We start from the raw sequence: 21,599 nt of genomic DNA, 5'->3' as shown, positions 1-21,599 counted from the left end.
TGTCATTTCGACAATGTAGTTATAGAGAGTGTGCATGAAATTTACTGATCTGGGCCTATCGGCACCGATACTTGATGCCGTTACCGATAAAGGTTACGAGACCCCTTCGCCAATTCAGGCCCAAGCGATTCCGGCGGTACTGGAAGGCAAAGACCTGATGGCTGCGGCCCAGACCGGCACCGGCAAAACCGCCGGTTTTACCCTACCGCTGCTTGAACGTCTGAGTCAGGGTGAGCGAGCCAAAGGCACGCAGATTCGCGCCCTCATTTTGACCCCAACCCGCGAGCTAGCCGCTCAGGTGGCTGAAAGCGTACGTGAGTATGGCCAACACCTGCCCTTACGCTCGGCGGTAGTGTTTGGTGGTGTCAGTATCAATCCTCAGATGATGCAGCTGCGCAAAGGGGTCGATATTTTAATCGCCACGCCCGGTCGGCTGATGGATCTGTATAACCAAAATGCCGTCAAATTCAATCAAGTTGAAGTACTGGTGCTAGATGAAGCCGACCGGATGCTGGATATGGGCTTTATTCATGACATCAAACGCATCATCAACCTGCTGCCAAAACAACGACAAAACTTGATGTTCTCTGCGACCTTCTCGGATTCGATCCGTCAACTCGCTAAAGGCTTGGTTAACAATCCGGTTGAGATCTCTGTCGCCCCGCGCAACACCACCTCGAACAACGTCAAGCAGTGGATCTGTCCGGTTGATAAGAAACAAAAATCAGCGCTCTTCAGTCATCTACTCGCAGAACATCAATGGCATCAGGTATTGGTCTTCACTCGGACCAAACGCGGCGCTAATCAGCTCTGCAAGCACCTAGACGCGCAAGGGGTCAAAGCCGCCGCGATACATGGTAATAAAAGCCAATCCGCTCGCACCAAAGCGCTACTGGAATTCAAGCAGAGCAAGATTCAGGTATTAGTGGCTACCGATATCGCCGCGCGAGGTTTGGATATCGATCAACTACCGCAGGTGGTTAACTTCGATCTACCCAATGTTGCTGAAGATTATGTTCACCGTATCGGCCGTACCGGTCGTGCCGGGGCCAGCGGTCAGGCCATCTCATTAGTCAGTGCCGATGAATTTGATCAACTATCGGATATCGAACACCTGATTGGACGGCTACTCGAACGCGAAGAGGTGCTCGGGTTTCAACCGCTGCATAACCTGCCGGAATCGAGCCTGAGCAAGCGTAAACGCAAACCCAACAAACCGAAAAGAGCCAAGCCTCAGACAGGCCATCAGGATGGTCAACGCTCCGCTGATGTCGCCCGAGGACACAAACCCGCGGGCAAAAACAAACGTCACCGCAGTCAGTCGGGTAATCGTCAAGAACAACCTTCCGGCAATAGCAAAGCGGCAAACCCGCGTCAGTCGACTGCCGCTAAAGGGGCGCAAACCAAAGCCTCAGGCAATCCTCAGCGACCGGCAAACCGTGGTGGCCGATCCAATAACGGCAATGCCCCCGCTAAACCGGGCAACCGTCGTCCAGCACGCAATAACCCCGGCGTCAGCCGCGGTTAAGCGTGATAGATCCGCTCTATCGTGCTGGAAATCATCGCCGCATAAGGTACAGTGCTAACCTCATTCAGAAAACAAGATGAATAGGTAACACAATGCGTTTTCTTTTTATTGGCGCTGGAGGCATCGGCTGCTACTACGGTGCCAGACTTCAGCAACAAGGACATCAAGTAACATACCTGGCCCGTGGTGAACACCTGCAGGCATTGCAGACTCACGGCCTGAGTATTTGTCATCCCGAGCTAAGCTTCAATCAACCGGTTGAAGCGCTCGATAATCACACGCTACAAAATCGTTATCAATGCCATGATTTCGACCTTATCCTGCTAACACTTAAAGCGGGCGGTACTGCCAGCCTACTCGCAGAGATGAGCGCTTGGCTAACGACCGCAGAAACACCGATGCTATCGCTACAAAACGGCGTTGATAACGAGCCCCTAATAGGCAAAACATTAGGACTTCATCGTACACTCGGCGGTTTAGCCGTTCGCATCGGTGGCCATATCATCGCCCCAGGTAAAATCGAAGCCACCGGCCCCGCACAGGTGGTGATGGGTAGCTGGCCGAATCATCACAGCGAGCAGACTTTTCCCGTCTCAACGTTAGAAGCCTTTGCCGCAGCGTTCAATGAAGCCGGCATTCCAACTCAGATCAGTAGCGATATCCGTTACGAACTGTGGCGCAAACTGATTATCAATAATGGCGTTAATCCCCTTTCAGCGCTGACACGTCTCGATACTCACGCACTCACTTCACATCCAACCTTCGGTAAAACCGTCTATCGGATGATGCAAGAAGTCGCCGCCGTATCGCCGGTGGATGATGTCACACTCAGTCAAGCGGATATCGATGAGATGTATGCGCTAATCTGCAACTTCGATGCAATTAAAACCTCCATGCTGGTCGATCAAGAAAAAGGCCGCCCCTTGGAACTCGATGGTATCAGCGGTGCGATCATCAGCCGTGCGGCTAAACTCAACATTCAAGTGCCCAATACCGAACTTGTGCATGCCCTACTGCAACAGCAGCAACAAAACCTTGCAATTGATACTTAACGATCTACAGCCAGACAGGAGTTCTGAATGAATTTACAGCAGTTTATCCAACAACTAGAGCAACCCAATACGATCGACTTCGAAGACACCATGGCCGTTATCGAAGCCCACTATGATTACACTCCCAGCCGCTTTACCAATGGCGAACTGATCAACGAAGCAGGCACCAATCAGGGCTCCTGTAAAATCTTTGCCTTTGCGACATTGAATAATTTATCCGAGCAACATACCCTCAACTGCTTTGGCCGCTTCTACCGTCAAGATGTTCTACAACATCCCGAGGGCAAGGATCATGGCAATATCCGTAACTTTATCACTCAGGGCTGGGCAGGCATTAGCTTCGATCAAGCGCCATTAGTGGCCAAGTAACCGTAAAATATTCGCCGTTATTCATAGATTGACTAAAAACGAAAGCCAAAGGTCTCAGCGATTGTCGCTACTATCATACAGATCAGTCGCCCGAATCAGACATTTTTAAGACTTTTTCCTATAGCCAGATTATAACGATATAGCCATAATGACTCTCGTTGGATCGACACTCTTTAAGGATGACGAAACGCTGAAACGACAAGGAGGTCGTAAAGCGATAAGGAGATGACCCATTGGCAGGATGCTAACGGGTATTTCGCTACATAATTTCCACGGATGGGAAGCCTCTTCTGGGATGATGAAGGGGCTGCAGTATGGAACTGCTAACACCACAGCGATATGGATTATAGAAATAAGAGCTCAGGAAACTGCAGCTCTTTTTTTATGTCTCCGGTTTGGCTGCAATACTACATAAACCGCAGCCCCGATACGCATTCAGCCATCAACCCAGTAAAGTGCCGACGAGGCTTGCAACGCATCACCCTCAAAAAGCAGCAACATAGACTAGCGCTTAGATAACCGAGCTAATCATCTTAATCGCCAAACCCAACAGCAGCACAGCAAATACTTTTTTTAACACTGGCACCGGCAAGCGATGCGCCACATGTGCGCCAACAGGCGCCATCAATGAACTCATCAATGAGATTAAGATCACGCCAGGCAGGTAGATAAAACCGACGCTGTAATCAATCTGCATGTCTGCGGATAAGCCATTGATAATATAGCCAAGGGTGCCTGCCACCGAAATCGGCAAACCAATCGCGGCAGACGTACCAATCGCCTTTTTAACATCAATATTGTGCCAGCTTAAATACGGTACGGTGAGGGTTCCTCCACCAATAGAAACCAAGGCCGAGATACTGCCAATCACGCTGCCTGCGGCAAACAGCACCGGTGTGCCGGGCAAATTACGGCTCGGCTTTGGCTTAATATTAAGAAACATCTGTGTTGATGCATACACCAGAAAGCAGGAGAAAAACACACCGAGAAAGGTCGAGCTGAGCACCGAAGCCAAAAACGTCGCTAAAAACGCTCCCACCACGATCCCCGGCGCAATCCGTTTGACCACCGGCCATAGCACGCCGCCTTTTTTGTGATGCGCGCGCATACTTGAGATCGATGTCATGACAATCGAAGCCATGGATGTCCCCAGCGCCAGATGAACTACCTGATCGACGGGCAGCCCCTGCCAGATAAATAATGAGGTTAACACCGGCACCATGACCAGACCACCACCAATACCCAACAAACCGGCGAGGAAACCAACCACCGTTCCTAGCACAACAAAAGCAATAATCAGTTCAATTTCCATCGTTAATATCCGTTATCCATCATCACCGCGATGATCACCGCGGCGTTTAATCATTGACTGTTTAAATCAACCCAACTTGTCGGCTGCTACTTTATAATTGGGGTCTTCTTCCCGATTGATCTCAACGGCAGTACCGGCTTTTTCTAGCAAACGAATACATTCATCACTCAGATGACGAATATGAATATCAATACCCGCTTTCTCATACCGCTCTACCAATGAGTCAATCACCTCCACACCGGAATGATCCATCACTCGACAATTTGCAAAGTCGATGATCACTTCCTCTGGATCAAACTTAGGTGTGAAATTATCGCGAAAGGCTTGAACAGAACCAAAAAACAGCGGCCCATGCGGCTTATAAACCTTCAAGTAGCCATTATTTTCAACACTGGTATCGATACGCATATGCTTAGCGTGTTTCCAAGCAAACACTAGCGCAGACACAATGACACCCACAATGACGGCAATCGCTAAATCCGTCAGTACCGTTACCACCGTCACAACGACGACCACAATCGCATCGGAAGGCGGAATCTTTCGCATCAAGTTGAGGCTGGCCCACTCAAAAGTACCAATCACGACAATAAACATGACACCGACCAGCGCGGCGACCGGAATAATCTCAATCCAGCTAGAGCCGACCAAGATAAACAGCAGTAAAAATAGCGCCGCCGATATACCGGATGCTCGCCCTGTTCCTCCCGAGCCAATATTAATCATGCTCTGACCGATCATCGCACAGCCACCCATGCCGCCAAAGAAACCCGTCGCAACATTGGCAACGCCCTGACCGACACATTCACGATTACCCCGACCACGAGTTTCGGTAATCTCATCGATCAGAGTCAGTGTTAGCAGTGACTCAATCAAGCCAATCGCCGCCAGAATCAGCGCATAAGGCAAAATAATCCGTAGGGTTTCAAGGTTAAGATCGACCATCGGAATATGAAACTGCGGCAAACCACCCGCAATACTCGCCGCGGGATCACCGGTCATATCGACTAGCACATCCTGTACGCTTCGAGCCGTATCAATATCTAGCCCAATCACCAGTCCGGTGACTACCAAGATAGCCACTAATGTCGACGGTACCGCTTTGGTTAATTTCGGTAGAAAGTGAATAATCGCCATCGTTAAAGCCACTAGCCCGAGCATCACACCCAGTTGCTCACCTTGCATCCAACTCAGTACGCCATCGGCATCCGCCACCTGAAACTGCTTCATCTGCGCTAAAAAGATAACGATAGCGAGACCATTAACAAACCCGAGCATCACCGGATGCGGCACCATGCGGATAAACTTACCTAGCTTAAAGATACCGGCTAATATCTGGAAAATCCCCATCAACACAACGGTAGCAAACAGATATTCAATCCCGTGTTCAGCCACGAGACTCACCATCACCACCGCAAGCGCCCCGGTCGCACCGGAAATCATTCCAGGACGGCCACCGATGACGGCGGTAATTAAGCCCACCATAAAGGCGGCATAAAGCCCTACTAAAGGAGCGACACCCGCTACAAACGCGAAGGCCACCGCTTCCGGCACCAGCGCCAGTGCCACCGTAAGACCGGATAACAGATCGGATTTCATGCTTTTAGAACGTTTATAAATCAGCTGCAGCATAATAGAATACTTTTCCTGAGTAGAAGACTGACGGCAAAAAAAGCGGAATTATAGCACTGTGCATCTGCACAAAATAGACTTAGGGACGTATATGCAACAACAGCTTATGGCGAAGACTAGCTAAGTGCGTTGCGGCGATATCGGCGGCCAGTTGTTTTACACTCGGCGAGACATGGGCTTTGTAGTGCTGTTGCAACTGCATCAAATTACGCCAAGCGGGCGGTAATTTATCGGCATGAGTTAACATGCCACCGGCATGATCAGCGGCGATATAGCGCACCGAGCCAATGCCCGATAGCAACAACCGCGCTAAACACATCGGACAGGGTTCGAGCGTGACTAATAGCGTCAACGCTTCTGGCTGATAAGGCACTAGCCCCGCCTCAAGCTGATCGATCAATAACATTTCAGCATGAGCACTACTGTGATAACCCGCCTGACTAAACACGCGGTTTTCAGACTGTGCCACCCGTCGCCCCTGAGGATCAATCAATATAGCCGCCACGCCATAACTTCCCTGCTCCAACGCATCCAAGGCTAAACGACAACAAAATATGGCCTGCTGATCATCCCGATAACCAGGGTCCGGCTGCAACCGCTGTAAACGATCAATTAGCGCTGCGATCGCGGCATCATGTTGCAACATACTTGGTTCCTCGCTTAACTATCCGCTATCGCCATCAGCGTTTAATACAGTAGCTTTAACTGTTCGACTTGCTGACCATTCTTGGGCCGTAAGCGATACCCCACACCGATTAAACGTACCGCCTTACGGCCTCTCAACCAAGCCTCCTGACAAAGATGCTGATACAGCGCCAATGAACATTCACCGCTCTGTTGTTCAACCGTGGTTTGTGTGAAATCGGCAAACTTCAACTTAATCACCGCCCCCGCAACCTCTCGCTGCTGAGCATGCTTTTGAAACCGAAGTTCAAGCTCACTCAGCATCGCCGGTAGTTTATCGACACAGCAGGATAAATCAGGTAAATCAACGGCAAACGTATGTTCAACACTGATCGATTTGCGTTCCCGCGTGGTTTTCACCGGCCGTTCATCAATTCCTCGGCTTAGCTCGTATAATCGCTTACCAAACCGACCAAATCGATTAACTAATTGCGCCAAACTTAACTGCCGCAAATCGGCACAGTTCTCGATACCCATCTGTTGAAGTTTCGCCGTTGTCACCTTACCGACACCCACGATTTTCTTCACCGGCAATCGCAGCACAAAGTCTTCTAGCTTATCCGGCGTGATAACACACAAGCCGTCCGGTTTATGCCAATCGCTGGCAATTTTAGCAATATACTTATTCGGAGCGACACCCGCCGAAATAGTGATGCCCACAGTATCACTGACCCGCTGACGTATCTCTTGCGCCATTAAGGTAGCGCTACCACCATGATGCTTAGCATCGGTCACATCCAGATAGGCTTCATCCAGTGATAAAGGCTCAATTAAATCAGTATAGTCAGCATAGATCGACATGATAGCAGCCGATGCTTGACGGTATTTCTCCATATTACCGGGCAAGACCGTTAAGTGCGGACACAGTTTCAGGGCTTGGGCAGTCGCCATGGCGGAATGAATACCAAACGCTCTAGCGGGATAATTACAGGTAGAAATCACACCACGGCGATCAGATGAACCACCAATGGCTAATGGAATATCTTGCAGGGACGGATTATCCCGCATCTCGACTGCGGCAAAAAAACAATCACAGTCACAATGAATAATTTTTCGTAACGGCTGCTCAGTCACTTCATCGCCCAAATTAACACAAACTCATTTTGTATTTATTCAAGCCTACTATGAAATACTGTATATAAAAACAGTTATTTAAGTTCCAAGCTCCGCTTTATGCGATCAATATTCAATTTAACCCATTCTGAATTGATTGCTCCCCAACTATCGATCACATAATAACCGTCATTATTACGTCGACCATCCTGCTTGAAGTAAATATTCACCCCCATACCGGGAATCACCTTGATGACATCTTGTATGGTGCGTCGTGGCCAGCCGGTCAGTGCGATCAATGCAGGCACACTCGGCCGCTCAGTGGTGGCAATTAGATATGAGATAAACAACCGGCGCGCAAACGTCCTGTTGAGAGTATTCATGATTCGTCAGACTCCTATTTAGACTCAATTTATTACACTCAACTTATCTAGACTCAATAAGTTAAAACGATCTAAATATCGACAGCGAAATATTAAAAAACACTAATTTAGATAACTGCATTATAAGGCGTCAGATCACCCATCTGCAAACATTCACCCGCCACCTCGCGGCATTGATCGGTGACGAAGAGAGTCACGATGATTCTCGATTTAAATGAAAATTATTCTAAGCTTAAAGTAGACACCGTAGGACAGATGTTATGACAAGCGAAAAAAGCAACAAAGCCAATGATCACGAACGTCCCTTGATCGAAAAACGCTGCGGCATTGATCGTCGCAATCATAAGAACCGTCGAGAACAGATCCGTTATGAGCCGGATCGACGCAAAAATCATGGCCGACGCGTGAACGATAAAGACCCGTGGAAGGATGCGTTTGAATTTGATTGATAATACAAGCCAAACACCGCCGTCATCGGATAGTCATTTTTCTGACCACTGACTGTCATATTAATCACATAAATTGACGCTGAATAGTAATCGGAAAGGTCAGAGATTGTGATCAACGTTGAACAGGTTATCACCCATAAATTCCCCTCTTTTGCATCGCAGCCATCCGTTCTTCGTAAAACGGCACTGTTTGCGCTACGGCGCCTGTTTCACGAACAAGAGGTCAACCGCTTTCTAACCGAGAATCATAACTATCACGGTTTTGAGTTTATTGATCGGGTATTGGATTACTTCAATTTCACTTACAGCCTAAGCAATAAAGATCAGATGAACATTCCCTCTAGCGGACGAGTGCTAATCATTGCAAATCACCCCTTAGGGGCACTGGATGGTCTTGCACTGCTGAAGATGATCGGCGAAATACGTAAAGATGTGCGTATCGTTGCCAACGATATGCTGGCATCTTTTACTCAGCTCAGCCCACTATTGCTGCCCGTTGATAACCTAAATAAAGCCACTCGTAAACAGGATATCGCCAATATCAATAAGGCCCTTCACAACGAAGAGGCCGTCATTGTTTTTCCTGCCGGCGAAGTATCTCGTGCTGGCCCGACCGGCATCAAAGATAATAGCTGGAATCAGGGTTTCCTTCACTTTGCCAAAAGAACCAACTGCCCTATCTTGCCGATTTTCATCGGTGGGAAAAACTCATCACTGTTCTATACCGCCTCAGGCTTGAATAAAGCCTTGGCCGCGCTATTACTGCCTCGAGAAATGTTTAATAAGCGCGCCATGAACTTACAATTTAAGGTTGGCGAACCGATCCCCTACAGCCAATTAGACAAATTACCGCTCGCGGCTCAAGAAAAAAGCAAAATGGTACGCAAGCACCTCTATCGACTGGCGAAAGGCCGTAAACCGATATTCAAAACAGAGAAAACCATCGCTCACCCGCAAAACCGTCAAGCCTTAAAAAAAGAACTCAAGGCGTCTGAACTGCTCGGCGAAACCGCCGATGGAAAACGCATCTATTTATTCGACTATCACGCCGATTCGACCGTTATGCGAGAGGTCGGTCGACTCCGAGAGGTATCATTTCGCTGTGTCGGCGAAGGCACCGGCGAAAAACTCGACCTTGATCGTTATGACTCTCACTATCGCCACTTAATCCTCTGGGATGAAGAAGAGCTTGAGATTGTTGGCGCTTATCGCCTGGCTGAAGCTTGGAAAATGAATAACAGCCAAGATGATCAACTCTATAGCTCGACACTGTTTAATTACAGCCCAGCCATGCAACATTATTTTGAACAGGGCATTGAGCTCGGCCGTAGTTTTGTGCAGCCGAAATACTGGGGCAAGCGTAGCCTCGATTATCTTTGGTATGGTATCGGCGCATATTTAAAGCGGCATCCCAAGGTTCGCTACATGTTCGGCCCAGTCAGCCTCAGCAATCGTTATCCGCAACATGCAAAAGATCTACTGGTCTATTTTTACAGTCTCTATTTCCCCGATAAGGAAAGGCTAGGCCGATCACTGACTCCCTACACCATAAAGCCGGAAGTCAGCGCTCATTTGCAGACACTTTTCTCTGGCAACGACTATAAAGAAGACTTCAAAACCCTCAAACAACAGATGGACTTCCTTAACTGCGCGGTACCAACCCTGTACAAACAGTATGCCGACGTATGTGAGTCTGACGGTGTTCGTTTCTTAGATTTTGGCATTGATGCTGAGTTTAACTTTTGTGTCGATGGTTTGGTGCTAGTCGATATGGATTACCTCAAAGCGAAAAAACGCACCCGCTATATCGGCCCAATTCACTAAATCATTCTGTTTTAAACCATAAAGAGGCTGCAAGGCCTCTTTTTTTCTGCCAAACTTTCAAATAAATGAGTATTTCAGTCAACACACTATTCAGGTCTGCCGCCGATGAAAAATAAATCCGTCCTGAAACCGACCTCCAGCGATCAGGAAATTGAAGCCTTCCTGCAACAAGCTCGGCAACTCTCAGTACCGCAGCAGGGCGATGCGCGACTCATCTTTGCGCTGGATGCTACCGCTAGCCGAGAGAAAACCTGGGATCACGCTTGCCACTTGCAAAGCGAAATGTTTTTACAAACGCAAGATCTCGGTGGGCTCAGCGTGCAACTGTGTCATTACGGCGGTATGCAGCAATTCAGCGCCAGTCAATGGTTGAAAAACACCGACAGTCTACTTAATCAGATGAATCATGTTCAATGTCTAGGTGGCCATACGCAGATTGCTCGGCTGCTTCAACATAGCCTGAAACAAACACGTCAAGAAGCGGTACAAGCCATCATCTTTATTGGTGACTGCGTTGAAGAACCCGCTGATTTTCTCTGCCAACTGGCCGGACAGCTGGGCATTCACGCGACACCTTTATTTATCTTTCAAGAGGGACACGATATCAGCGCGGCCCATACATTCAAACAGATGGCGCAACTTTCTGGAGGCGCCTATTGTCGCTTTGATAACACCAGCGCCTCAACCCTGAAAGCCTTACTCAGTGCCGTCGCGATCTATGCCACTGGTGGCCGAAAAGCGCTGCTGAAATACGCGAATCAAGGGCATCCAGACATTCTGCAACTCACTCATCAGCTTAAACCCTAAGGATTCCAATCTTGAACCCCATTGTACTGATACTGCTCGGCTTACTGTTACTTGGCTGGTTTGTTTGGTTGCGCAGCAAATCCCCCGCCGATCAACGCAAAGCGAACTTCATGCTGATTGCCGCGGTACTCGCCGCCGCACTTTTTTACTTAACCTTTAGCGGAAAACTACATTGGCTCGGCGCCGTATTTGCCATCCTGCTACCCTTCGCGCGGCGCATTATTCCGCTGATCCCCATTTTCGGTAAATTATTTCAGCATTATCAAAACAATCAGAACACGGCTGGCAACACCTCAGAGGTCAAGAGTCGCATGATAAAAATGCAACTCGATCACGCTACTGGCACACTCGAGGGAGAGGTCTTAGAAGGCCCTTTTCAAGGGCGACAGCTGTCGACATTAACTGAAGCGGAGTTTATCGAACTACTCAATGATTGCCGTTCAACTGACGCTCAGTCGGCAAGATTACTTGAAACCTATCTGGATAAACGCTTTGGTGATAGTTGGCGTGACGATGATCACTCGTCCACCGAAGCCTCCGATACCGATAAGGCGTATCAAATTCTGGGCTTAGAACCCGGCGCATCAAAAGATGAAGTCATCGAAGCACATCGTCGACTCATGCAAAAGCTACATCCCGATCGAGGCGGTAGCGACTATTTAGCCGCAGAGATCAATCAAGCGAAAGATCAATTGCTCAAGCTATTTACATAACCCGGATCGGCGCTTAGGGCTGCTGAATCTCATCAATTATAATTTCATTTAATAGCTCATCATCCATATCGGCAGCTTGTATCGATGGGGCGGTGAGTGACGTAACTGAGGCTGGTTCGGCGACTAGGGGGGCATCCCGCTTGGAATCCTGCTCGGGCTTATCTCGGGGCAACAGCACCCCACCCTGCAGCCCTGAAGGTCGCCAAAGCTTAAACGTTGCACCGTATTCCACCCAGTGATCTGCGCCCGTCTGCAAGACTAATTGGCCTCCAGTACCGCGGCGAAATAACATCAAATATTCATGCTGCTCGGCATCTTGCATACTGAAAATCAATTTGCCGGATTTCAGGTATTGCCAATGCCCATGTTCAGTCATCGCCTTGCCTGATGCATCACGGCTTACCAGCTGTACTTGATAATCAGTCGAAAGCTTAAACATCACCTGATGACCATCCTCAGGCTGATACCAATAAAAGCCAGCGATCTCATCGGTCTGTGTATGACCTCGACGGGCACAGCCATGATACGCTCGGTCATAAAACATCATCTGCGCCGTTAACGGCAACAAAGCGCCACTTTCGCTATCGACACAACGCTGTTTAATCAAGGTTATTTCAAACGGCTGCTTACCCTGCTTGACTATCTTCTCAGTATAACGCGCGATAACCGCGAAATCCTTGCCTTGACTGGCAGCAGCCCCCAACTCATCTGAACTAACCGTCTCGTCAACAGTCAGCGTTTGCGCGCGTGTTTGAAACTGAAAACTAGCCAACGGTTTAACACTCTTAACAATCACACGATCAGTCAATATATCTGCCACCCAGTGCGGATCACTACTCGCGGCCCGAAATAGCACCCCGGCCAAGCGGAAATGACAGGTTGCGGCGGTACCGCCGACGGTATCGAGTTGCTTGACCAGCAGACGCTTGTCAAAAGCAGGATCAACAACCGCCTGCAACTCAACATATAAGTCACTTTTACTAAACCCGGTGAACCGCTGATAATGCTCACTCAGCTCCTGTTGCGGGGTAAAGTCTTCTATAGGCCACCAGCGCTTTTCATAACAGGGTTGAAACCAAAGCTGTTGCTGACGCTGTATCACCACGCCTGCAAGCGACTGTAACGGCAACTGCGAAGGAAAAAGCTGCTGCTGAGGCTGCTTGACCACACAGCCCGTCACCATTAGCGTTAATAACACAGATATCAGTAGAACAGATGCTCGGTTCATCAGTTGCCGCATTTCATCACTCAATAAATGCTTTCTAGCATACTCTGCAACGTCGCTATCTTAAAGTGATGTACCTCGGCGCATGATTAGTTTAAATTCTGCTAAAATCACGATCACTTTCATATCATTAGGAACGGCGGGTTATGAAGCTTGCACGGTTTATACATTCAAACAAAGAACAGCTAGGCTGCGTCACTGAACAACAAGTGATTGCCATTCCAGAAACGCTTTTTGCAGGCTCTATGGCCGAACTTCTGAGCCGTTTTGCCTCTCTAAAAGCGGCTCTTGAACAACTCATAGAAACCGCATCGCAGCCGCTCGCTATTGACGATATACAATTATTAGCGCCCATTGCTCAACCCGAAAAATTTATCGGTGTTGGGCTCAACTATCAAGACCATATTGATGAAACAGAATTAGCCGTACCCGAGTTCCCCACGCTATTCAACAAACAATCCAGTTGCATTACTCACCCCGGCTCACCCATTTACCGCCCTCATGTTTCTGATAAGCTCGATTATGAAGGTGAGCTGGCGCTCGTCATTGGACAATACTGCCGCAACATTAGTGAACAAGACGCTGCCAAGGTTATTGCAGGCTACACCATTGTGAATGATGTCTCCGTCAGAGACTGGCAGATCAAATCGCCCACTTGGACATTGGGTAAATCATTTGATAGTCATGGCCCTATGGGGCCTTGGATCGTCACGGCTGATAGCATCGACCCGCACAACTTAGAACTCAAAACCTGGCTCAATGATGAATTGCGTCAGCATTCCAACACTCGCCATCTGATTTTCAACTGCTATCAATTGGTTGCAACACTCTCATCGGTTTGCACGCTAAAACCCGGCGATATCATTGCTACCGGCACTTGCAGCGGTGTTGGCGTAAAAATGAAACCGCGCGGCTATATGAAGCCAGGCGATCAAATTACCATAGAGATCGAAAACATCGGCCGCTTAAGCAACCCTATTTTACAGGAACCCGAGCACAACAGTTTCATCAGTCCGGACCCACTGTCTTAAATAAACAACCCTATAAGTTATTGTTTTTAAATGACTTATAGACATCCTAAAAATAAAGGTCGCTTTTAAGAGACAGTTACATGAAGTTAGTTCATAATAGACACGCTATAGCGTCATCAAAAAAACAATAAAGCATTGTTTAAAAAGGAAATTATTATAGCTAGGCACAGTAATTGCTAAATACAACATCATTAGCCAATTACTAAGGACTTAGCATGTACCGGACCCTTACCCTATTGTTATTAACCTTGACCACAACACTGACTCAGGCCGAAGCCACTCAACCATTGAAGCGCTTAACAAATCTAGAAGTGATTGAACATATACGCTCCGAGCTTCCTAAAGAAAAAGCTCCTCGTAAAAATTCGCGTTCATTATCGATGTTTGAATCGCTCGATAGAAATCATGATAATGAGATTTCATTAACCGAAATGCGACAGCACCCATCACTCGCCAGTAGCTTTCATCGGCTGGATATCAACAATGATGGCGTCCTCAATCAGCAAGAAATAGAACCATTGCAAGCAGAAGCCAAAGGCTTACGACATATTCTAAACCTCTCAGCGCTGAGAATTATCTGATGCTGCAAACACCAGGAACGCGACCCTATCAATAATATAAATACGGTGAATAACTCGTCGCTACAAACGCGATCATTGATGCAACTGGTGGTGCTAGCGTTTTTTCTGGTCGTGGCACCGCTTGGTGTGCTCATCTATCAGGCAACCGACTCCATGGTGACGCTTTCTCGTCAAGGACGCGAGCATGCCAAAGAAGCACTCGATTTTTTCAGTCGTAGCCAACATCTGCGTGAGTTATCGGGCGATCTGGTTCGCTCTGCCAGACAATATGACGTGCTTAAAAAAACACAAATAGAGGATCGCTTCCGCTCGCAACTATCAGAGTATAAAACGCTGCTTCAGCTACATAGTTTCCTGATTGATTCCGACAACATTGAAACGATCTTCACGCTGATCTCTGCACTGGAAACCTTACCACTGAATACGGCGACGGGCGATAAGGTCAGTCAACTGGTGCCGCTAACTCAGACCCTGTATGATGACACTCGGAAAAAACTAGATCAGCGATTGGAATTTCTCAATGCAAAAGCAGAAGAGCAACAAAATATCTTATGGCTTCAGGCCGGTTTGCTGATTACGCTATCCACCATTTTGATTCTGTTTTTTAGTATTCGTATCACTCAGCCAGTCAAGCAACTCATGTTACGCATCAAAGCATTAGGCCACGGTCGTTTAGATATGTCTGAACCGTTTAAAGGCCCAAAAGAGTTCCTAGCACTGAATCAACAGTTGGAATGGCTAGAAACCCATCTACAACTGCTGGAACAAGAGAAACAAGCCTTCTTAAGGCATATGTCGCATGAATTAAAAACGCCATTAACGACACTCAGAGAAGGCACCGATTTGCTCGCGGAAGAACTTGCCGGGCCACTGACAGACAATCAGAAAGAGATAATCTCTCTGATGCAGGAAAACAGCTTTTCGTTGCAATCGCTAATCGAACAACTGTTAGACTACAATCGATTGCAGCATGGGGGAGAGCATGAGCTCAAAGATCAGTTCATTTTACCCATTATTCAACAATCACTCACCTCCCATCAACTGTTACTCAAACAGAAACACATGCACGTTACTTTACCGCAGCAAGATCTCTCTTGGGCCATTGATAAAGATCTGCTGCAACGAACCCTGAGTAACTTGATCTCTAATGCTGCGGTTTATGGCAGTGAAAACGGTCTCCTAAAAATCACGCTGTTAAGACAACATAACGACTTAAAAATAGAGATTGGCAATACCGGTCCTGAAATTCCGCAGACCGACTTAGCTCAATTGTTTGATCCCTTTTATCAAGGCGTCAATCGACGTCAAGGCTCGGTCAAAGGATCGGGTATCGGCTTAAGCATCGCACGAGAATCAATCAAAGCGATGGGTGGCACCTTAGAACTTCATAGCAATCAGGATGGTTTCGTTAGTTTTATGATCACTCTTCCAAACCTAGGACAAACTATCGATGAGTAAAGGACTGTTAATCGTTTTAATCACCTTGGTCATCAGCGGCTGCCAAATAAAGCAACTATTACCCACAGACAGTCACATGACAGCCGCTTGTAGTACACAAGACATGCATCACTGGATCGCCCAAGAACAGGCGTATCAACAAGCCTCTGCGGCGACCAAATCCGCCATGTTAAAACACGCTGCCGAACACGATCAAACCACTCTGTTGGCGATACTACTGAGTCAGCCCGATAACACGACCGCTCAAATCAGACAATCTATCAGGCTATTTGAACAGCTTGATCTGAATAACAGCCAATGTGATACACAGCAATATCTGTTGGTCCGCTATCAATACACACTAGCGGTGATGACATTACAACGTGCTCTGAACACCGCGGATCTTGAGCGTAAAGCGGTCGCCGCTGAACGGGATAAATTCAAGCAGCAAATAGAAGCATTAACTCGCATTGAGAATGACCTGTCTCACTAGAAAGACAGAGAGGAGTATAAAAATGAAGTCGATTCAGCCACTCATCCTGATCGTAGATGATGATCCAGGCATCCTTAAAGTCTTGAGCCTACGTCTTAGCGCTTCTGGTTTTCGCATAGACACGGCAAGCTCCGGCGTTGAAGCCCTACAACGCATTAAGCAGACGACACCGGATCTGGTCCTGAGTGATCTGCGCATGGACGGGATGGATGGGATGGCGCTTTTTTCTGCCATTCAAGAAGATCACCCGGCCCTACCCGTCGTGATTATTACCGCTCACGGCTCGATTCCAGATGCCGTTGATGCGACGCAAAAAGGCATCTTTGGTTTCTTAACCAAGCCGATTGATAAAGCACAATTGCTGAGCACAATTAATTCGGCACTAGAATCCGCTCATGCGCAGGATGATAGTTGGCGCAGCGCAATCGTTACTCAAAGCCCGCTGATGAACGAGCGCCTCAGTCAAGCCGAGCGGGTTGCCAAATCCAATGTCAGCGTTTTAATCACCGGCCCCAGCGGCACCGGCAAAGAACTGATGGCCAAAGCGATTCACAATGCCAGCCCCAGAAATGACAAACCGTTTGTGGCGATTAACTGCGGTGCTCTACCGGAACAACTACTCGAATCCGAACTCTTTGGTCACGCCAAAGGGGCATTTACAGGTGCGGTTTCTCAACACGAAGGCTTATTCCAATCGGCGCAAGGCGGTACGTTATTTCTCGATGAAATTGGCGATATGCCAAGCACCTTACAAGTTAAGCTGCTGCGAGCGATTCAGGAACGTACCATTCGGCCGGTTGGCTCAACTCGGTCCATCGACATTGATGTTCGGGTTATTTCCGCCACGCATCGTAATCTCGAATTAGCGATGGAAGATGGTGAGTTCCGCGAAGATCTTTACTACCGACTCAATGTGGTCAACCTAGATCTTCCGCCTTTGCGGGATCGACCCGAAGATATTCCGTTACTGACACGCTATTTTGTCGAGCAATCCGCCAAACGCCATAACCCTAAAGTAAAGGGTATCTCTCCTGGCGCATTACACATACTGGCTCAGGCGGCTTGGCCTGGCAATGTTCGTCAACTGGAAAACGTCGTTGAACAAACCGTCGCGCTATCTAGCGCGCCGATTATCAGTGAAGGCTTAGTCAATCAAGCGATCGCTAATCAAGACCGCGTCATCCCCTCATTTAATGAAGCCCGCTCTAGCTTTGAACGCAGCTATCTAACCAAAGTCATGCATATCACCGCCGGCAATGTCACTCAGGCGGCTAAAATTGCGCAACGAAATCGCACCGATTTTTATAAACTACTGCATAAGCATGACCTAGAAGCCTCTCAGTTCAAACCCGGGCGCAAAGGCAGTCAATTTTTAGAACAGCAAAAAGCCGGCTAATAAACCAGCGCATAAGATAAGGCTGATATCATCTCATCAGCCTTATCGGCGTCGCTGTCGATAAGCGTCAGTGGTTGCCTCATCAGTAGCGGTGTCGTCAACGATTGCGTCATCAGTGATTATACAACAGTATCGAGCACTACCCTCGGCAGCACGCTAATCACAGCTTTACCATCTTAACGTCAGTTACTCTGTCTTCTCTAAACCAACACTTGTCGCGTATTCGCGATTAAATCATGCACCTGCCTTTCAACCCGTGGCTCAATCATCTCGTCGGGGCGACAGCCATTCGGACAGGCTAAGCGCGGCGTAGTACCAAACAAGCGACAAATCAATGGCCGTTCTGCATAGACGGTACAACCATTCGGCCCTAGGTGGACGCAATTAAACTCATTTAATGCCGCCTCATGCTCCGCATCAGACTTTACCGGCAAGCGCGACATCTCCTCCGATGAGGCTGTTACAGGACCACAGCAATCGTGACACCCCGGTGTACACTCAAATGAGGGGATACGCTCACGCAATCGCACGATAATCTCTTGATTATTGTTCATTGCCTTCCTTTTTATCCTCACCCTAGCGGTGCAAACCACTAGCAAAAATCAATTCCCTAACGACCAATACTCGCCATCCTACCTTGCGTCAGTTGCAAGAGATCTGCAGGAGTTAACTCAACCTCTAAACCCCGCTTTCCGGCACTGACAAAAATAGTGTCAAATGCCTCAGCCGAATCATCTAACAAGGTTGGCAAGCGTTTTTTCTGTCCCAGTGGGCTAATACCCCCCACTAAATAACCACTACTCCGCTGCGCCTGCTGCGGATCGGCCATAGTGACTTTTTTCGTCTTCAATGCACTGGCGGCCGCTTTCAAATTTAACTGCCCAACGACAGGGACAATCGCCACGGCGAGCTGCCGACTATCCCCATTAATGGCCACCATCAACGTTTTATAAACCCGCTGAGGCGAGACATTCAGCGCCCGAGCCGCTTCGTCACCATAACATTCACAATCAGGATCGTGCGTATATTCATGCATACTGAAATTAATTTTTGCGCGTTTAGCTAACTTAATGGCGGGGGTCATCTATACCTTCACTCCACATATTTCGCCAGAGGTTTACTCCAACAGGCCTGTGCCATCCAGTATATCAATCACATCAATAATGGTGGCATTCCCTTCAAGCACTCGAATAATCTTATGACCTATGCGACGATGCTCCTCTCCGGCGATGCGGTCTAACCGTCGCTCCAGCTCATAAGGTAAGGCCTCTGAACGACGATACAGATCGTGATCGAGAACTCCGCCTGCAATAACTTTTTTCTGCCAACCGGGAGGCAGCTTTCCTCCATTCGCAAGTTTTTTCTGTAACCCCGGCGGCAGCGGCTTCGGCTTATGCTTGCCCTTTCCTTCAGTCTCATGCACATAGTCATCGCCAAGATAATACTGACGAATATGATGCTGCTCATTATCATCAAAGCGGTGAGACGGTTGCTCGGACTCTTTGTATCGCTGCTGATTATCTGCAGCGGATTGCTCTGCACCGTTGCCAGCCCATTCCGGTTTTTTAGCCTGCACCGATAGCGGGGCTAACAACAATGCACTCGCCACCCATAAAGTTATTATTTGATTTCGCATTTTATATTGCCTAATTCGATACCACATTAGCTCACCCGTTACCGGTTAATCCGCGTTATTTTCGAACCTTCGATACTCAAGTTATACATCAAGCCTTTATTGGAAAAGATAAAGCCAATAATCGGTTGTTGTAGGGTATGTGAATCGAGGGTACCGCCCGCACCGAGGCTTGCCAGAGCAACACTGCCATCGACACCGGCTTCCCAACCATGACTGTTACGAAATTGAGTCAGGGCATCTGGTGTCATAAATAACAGCACTTGAGATTTTATCTGCGCCCCTAGCTGAAAACCAATAGAAGCGGCGGCGACATTATAATATGCCACCGTTTTGCCGCCAACGCGCAACGCGCCTTCACCGTATTCGCCACCGATCCCCACACCCGCCTTGATCACTTCAGGAAAAACCAATACGCCGACCGCTTTCTGGGTTAGCGTTTGTCCCGCTGAGCTATGCTGATACAGCGCTTGTAGTGCCTGATTAACCTTGGCCTCAATTTCTTGTGCTGAAGCGGCGCTGACGTTAACCGGCATAAAGATCAGCAGCAAGGCAGTCAGAAATATGCGCAAACGTGTCATAGAAGTTCTCCCGTTTAGCTAACAATCGCGGTCCGGTATGGCTATAGTGCAATACTTAGCAAGTATCAGATTCAAAGTATGCGTGACAAATGCAATCGCAGCAACTCATCACGCTCATCAATAGGACTTGGTTAAGGGGCGTAATACCTCTTCCAACCCATTGAGTTTCACTTCATATAGAATCTGTAACAAAATACCAATCTCGCCTGACGGAAAACCTTGGCCGGCAAACCAGACCAAATAGGGCTCGGGTAACTCTAACAGGAGTCGGCCCTTATATTTACCAAATGGCATCTGCATATTCGCCAGTTTTTGTAGCCTCTCAGGCGTGATTTCCATACCGACCTCATCATCAATCGATTCAACATTAGCAACCTCTCAGAGCCTGCACTATACATCAAAATAAACGTACATAAGCGACTCAACCTTTTACAGTATGACCCCTTAAGGCAATCGATGGGTTACTCAGTTACTCAGGCAATTGCTTTTTAAGCCGATCAAAGCGAGGATAGGCATCACTAGCTGGGCTGAGTATTGCCAAACGCCAACACAAATCACCAGAGTATCTAAGATGTCGCCGAGTCTTTCCGCTATCACGGTTTACCCCATCAAATCCACCGCCCCTGTCAGCTTAAGCCGTAGCTCGGTGACTGCCACGGGGCTGGCCTTCGACCGTCAGCTGGTGCTGTGTAATGAACAGGGTAAGTTCCTCACCGCACGCACCCACCCTCAACTCCTAACTGTCAAAACGGCCCTCCTCCCAGGAGGCTTAATGATCTCTGCCCCAGGGGTCGAGCCACTCACCCTTGAATATGCCGCACTCAGTCAACAGTATGATGAGATCAATGTCTGGCACGATCAGATTCGTGCCCGCTACTGTGGCGAATCGGCACAACGCTGGTTTGAAGCACTCATGCAACAGCCGTGTAAACTGTATCTTTTCGGCGAGCAATCCGAGCGAGCTGTCAGCGACAAGCCTGCTCATCAAGTTGCCTTTGCCGATGGTTACCCTTTACTACTGATCTCTCAAGCCTCACTCGATGACCTGAATCAACGCTGCCAAAGCACCGTATTGATGCAGCAGATGCGTCCCAACTTGGTCATCGAACACTGCGAGGCTTACGCCGAAGATAGCTGGAAACGGATCCGCGTTGGTGAGGTTGAGTTTGAGATCGTCAAGCCCTGTGGCCGCTGCATTCTCACCACCACCGATCCAACCACGCTACAACGAAATCCCGATCGAGAGCCGCTAAGTGTGTTAAAAAAATACCGCAAAGGGCGCGACGGTGAAGCCCATTTCGGGCAAAATTTAATTGCGCTCAATCACGGTATCATTAGCCTTGATGACCCAATAGAGATACTTGAAACTGCCGCACCTGAGCGCTACCCAGTCACCCGCGACATAAGTTAAACCCGCCT

General features: G+C 48.3%; 24 protein-coding genes. 13 read left to right on the top strand and 11 right to left on the bottom strand.

Translation table 11 applies throughout. The features are described from left to right. Window positions 1–34: 34 nt before the first annotated feature. The 3 genes from Q4488_RS02345 to Q4488_RS02335 all read left to right on the top strand — a co-directional run bounded on the left by Q4488_RS02345 (window position 35) and on the right by Q4488_RS02335 (window position 2,949). Complete coding sequence (locus Q4488_RS02345) at window positions 35–1,528, top strand: DEAD/DEAH box helicase (RefSeq protein ID WP_303578843.1); 1,494 nt, start codon at window positions 35–37, stop codon at window positions 1,526–1,528. Between the two features lie 92 nt (window positions 1,529–1,620). Beyond that, entirely contained in the window at window positions 1,621–2,580 is a 960-nt protein-coding gene (locus Q4488_RS02340) for a ketopantoate reductase family protein (RefSeq protein ID WP_303578842.1), read from the top strand. A 27-nt stretch (window positions 2,581–2,607) separates the two neighbouring features. Beyond that, a complete protein-coding gene (locus tag Q4488_RS02335; RefSeq protein ID WP_303578841.1) occupies window positions 2,608–2,949 on the top strand; it encodes a HopJ type III effector protein in 342 nt (113 codons plus the stop codon). Window positions 2,950–3,460: 511 nt separating this feature from the next. On the opposite strand, the gene Q4488_RS02330 is transcribed toward Q4488_RS02335, so the two are convergent. The 5 genes from Q4488_RS02330 to Q4488_RS02310 form a co-directional block, all read right to left on the bottom strand. After that, on the bottom strand, window positions 3,461–4,261 hold the full coding sequence (locus Q4488_RS02330; protein WP_303578840.1) for a sulfite exporter TauE/SafE family protein: 801 nt from the start codon (window positions 4,259–4,261) through the stop codon (window positions 3,461–3,463). Window positions 4,262–4,327: 66 nt separating this feature from the next. Then, window positions 4,328–5,890 (bottom strand): SulP family inorganic anion transporter, encoded by a 1,563-nt coding sequence (locus tag Q4488_RS02325; protein ID WP_303578839.1) that lies wholly within the window; start codon window positions 5,888–5,890, stop codon window positions 4,328–4,330. Between the two features lie 79 nt (window positions 5,891–5,969). Further along, window positions 5,970–6,536: a nucleoside deaminase gene (locus tag Q4488_RS02320; RefSeq protein WP_303578838.1), complete on the bottom strand. Its 567-nt coding sequence runs from the start codon at window positions 6,534–6,536 to the stop codon at window positions 5,970–5,972. 41 nt (window positions 6,537–6,577) lie between these two features. Continuing rightward, entirely contained in the window at window positions 6,578–7,648 is a 1,071-nt protein-coding gene (dinB, locus tag Q4488_RS02315) for a DNA polymerase IV (protein ID WP_303578837.1), read from the bottom strand. 74 nt (window positions 7,649–7,722) lie between these two features. Then, the gene (locus tag Q4488_RS02310; protein WP_303578836.1) at window positions 7,723–8,010 is read right to left on the bottom strand and encodes a helix-turn-helix domain-containing protein; all 288 of its coding nucleotides are present in this window, start codon (window positions 8,008–8,010) and stop codon (window positions 7,723–7,725) included. A 260-nt stretch (window positions 8,011–8,270) separates the two neighbouring features. Here Q4488_RS02310 and Q4488_RS02305 point away from each other — a divergent pair, with 260 nt between their 5' ends. From Q4488_RS02305 to Q4488_RS02290, 4 genes are all read left to right on the top strand, one after another. Next, entirely contained in the window at window positions 8,271–8,459 is a 189-nt protein-coding gene (locus Q4488_RS02305) for a hypothetical protein (protein ID WP_303578835.1), read from the top strand. Window positions 8,460–8,567: 108 nt separating this feature from the next. Next, on the top strand, window positions 8,568–10,283 hold the full coding sequence (locus Q4488_RS02300; RefSeq protein WP_303578834.1) for a lysophospholipid acyltransferase family protein: 1,716 nt from the start codon (window positions 8,568–8,570) through the stop codon (window positions 10,281–10,283). 105 nt (window positions 10,284–10,388) lie between these two features. Further along, on the top strand, window positions 10,389–11,090 hold the full coding sequence (locus Q4488_RS02295; protein ID WP_303578833.1) for a VWA domain-containing protein: 702 nt from the start codon (window positions 10,389–10,391) through the stop codon (window positions 11,088–11,090). A gap of 11 nt (window positions 11,091–11,101) precedes the next feature. Continuing rightward, window positions 11,102–11,803, top strand: a complete 702-nt coding sequence (locus Q4488_RS02290) for a DnaJ domain-containing protein (RefSeq protein WP_303578832.1) — start codon at window positions 11,102–11,104, stop codon at window positions 11,801–11,803. A gap of 13 nt (window positions 11,804–11,816) precedes the next feature. Here Q4488_RS02290 and Q4488_RS02285 read toward each other — a convergent pair whose 3' ends face one another. Next, window positions 11,817–13,031, bottom strand: a complete 1,215-nt coding sequence (locus Q4488_RS02285; protein WP_303578831.1) for a hypothetical protein — start codon at window positions 13,029–13,031, stop codon at window positions 11,817–11,819. A 143-nt stretch (window positions 13,032–13,174) separates the two neighbouring features. Between Q4488_RS02285 and Q4488_RS02280 the strand changes: the two genes are divergently transcribed. The 5 genes from Q4488_RS02280 (at window position 13,175) to Q4488_RS02260 (ending at window position 17,966) form a co-directional block, all read left to right on the top strand. Then, window positions 13,175–14,059, top strand: a complete 885-nt coding sequence (locus Q4488_RS02280) for a fumarylacetoacetate hydrolase family protein (RefSeq protein ID WP_303578830.1) — start codon at window positions 13,175–13,177, stop codon at window positions 14,057–14,059. Between the two features lie 215 nt (window positions 14,060–14,274). Next, window positions 14,275–14,640 (top strand): hypothetical protein, encoded by a 366-nt coding sequence (locus tag Q4488_RS02275; protein WP_303578829.1) that lies wholly within the window; start codon window positions 14,275–14,277, stop codon window positions 14,638–14,640. A 78-nt stretch (window positions 14,641–14,718) separates the two neighbouring features. Then, the gene (locus Q4488_RS02270; RefSeq protein WP_303578828.1) at window positions 14,719–16,098 is read left to right on the top strand and encodes a sensor histidine kinase KdpD; all 1,380 of its coding nucleotides are present in this window, start codon (window positions 14,719–14,721) and stop codon (window positions 16,096–16,098) included. Further along, window positions 16,091–16,570: a hypothetical protein gene (locus tag Q4488_RS02265; RefSeq protein WP_303578827.1), complete on the top strand. Its 480-nt coding sequence runs from the start codon at window positions 16,091–16,093 to the stop codon at window positions 16,568–16,570. The genes Q4488_RS02270 and Q4488_RS02265 overlap by 8 nt, the downstream gene beginning before the upstream one ends. A gap of 22 nt (window positions 16,571–16,592) precedes the next feature. Further along, window positions 16,593–17,966: a sigma 54-interacting transcriptional regulator gene (locus Q4488_RS02260; protein ID WP_303578826.1), complete on the top strand. Its 1,374-nt coding sequence runs from the start codon at window positions 16,593–16,595 to the stop codon at window positions 17,964–17,966. Window positions 17,967–18,166: 200 nt separating this feature from the next. On the opposite strand, the gene Q4488_RS02255 is transcribed toward Q4488_RS02260, so the two are convergent. From Q4488_RS02255 to Q4488_RS02235, 5 genes are all read right to left on the bottom strand, one after another. Then, the gene (locus Q4488_RS02255; RefSeq protein WP_303578825.1) at window positions 18,167–18,520 is read right to left on the bottom strand and encodes a YkgJ family cysteine cluster protein; all 354 of its coding nucleotides are present in this window, start codon (window positions 18,518–18,520) and stop codon (window positions 18,167–18,169) included. 56 nt (window positions 18,521–18,576) lie between these two features. Then, window positions 18,577–19,050 (bottom strand): Cys-tRNA(Pro) deacylase, encoded by a 474-nt coding sequence (gene ybaK / locus Q4488_RS02250; RefSeq protein ID WP_303578824.1) that lies wholly within the window; start codon window positions 19,048–19,050, stop codon window positions 18,577–18,579. 33 nt (window positions 19,051–19,083) lie between these two features. After that, window positions 19,084–19,602, bottom strand: coding sequence for a hypothetical protein (locus Q4488_RS02245; protein ID WP_303578823.1), 519 nt, complete (start codon window positions 19,600–19,602; stop codon window positions 19,084–19,086). A 38-nt stretch (window positions 19,603–19,640) separates the two neighbouring features. Next, window positions 19,641–20,180, bottom strand: a complete 540-nt coding sequence (locus Q4488_RS02240; protein ID WP_303578822.1) for a YSC84-related protein — start codon at window positions 20,178–20,180, stop codon at window positions 19,641–19,643. Window positions 20,181–20,297: 117 nt separating this feature from the next. After that, a complete protein-coding gene (locus tag Q4488_RS02235; RefSeq protein WP_303578821.1) occupies window positions 20,298–20,519 on the bottom strand; it encodes a DUF3820 family protein in 222 nt (73 codons plus the stop codon). 232 nt (window positions 20,520–20,751) lie between these two features. Here Q4488_RS02235 and Q4488_RS02230 point away from each other — a divergent pair, with 232 nt between their 5' ends. Further along, a complete protein-coding gene (locus Q4488_RS02230) occupies window positions 20,752–21,591 on the top strand; it encodes an MOSC domain-containing protein (protein WP_303578820.1) in 840 nt (279 codons plus the stop codon). Window positions 21,592–21,599: the final 8 nt, after the last annotated feature.

The sequence above is a fragment of the Amphritea sp. 1_MG-2023 genome (assembly GCF_030547545.1).
GTDB lineage: Bacteria > Pseudomonadota > Gammaproteobacteria > Pseudomonadales > Balneatricaceae > Amphritea.
The sequence above is the reverse complement of the archived record's forward strand: the minus strand, read 5'-3'. Positions and strand labels throughout refer to the sequence as shown.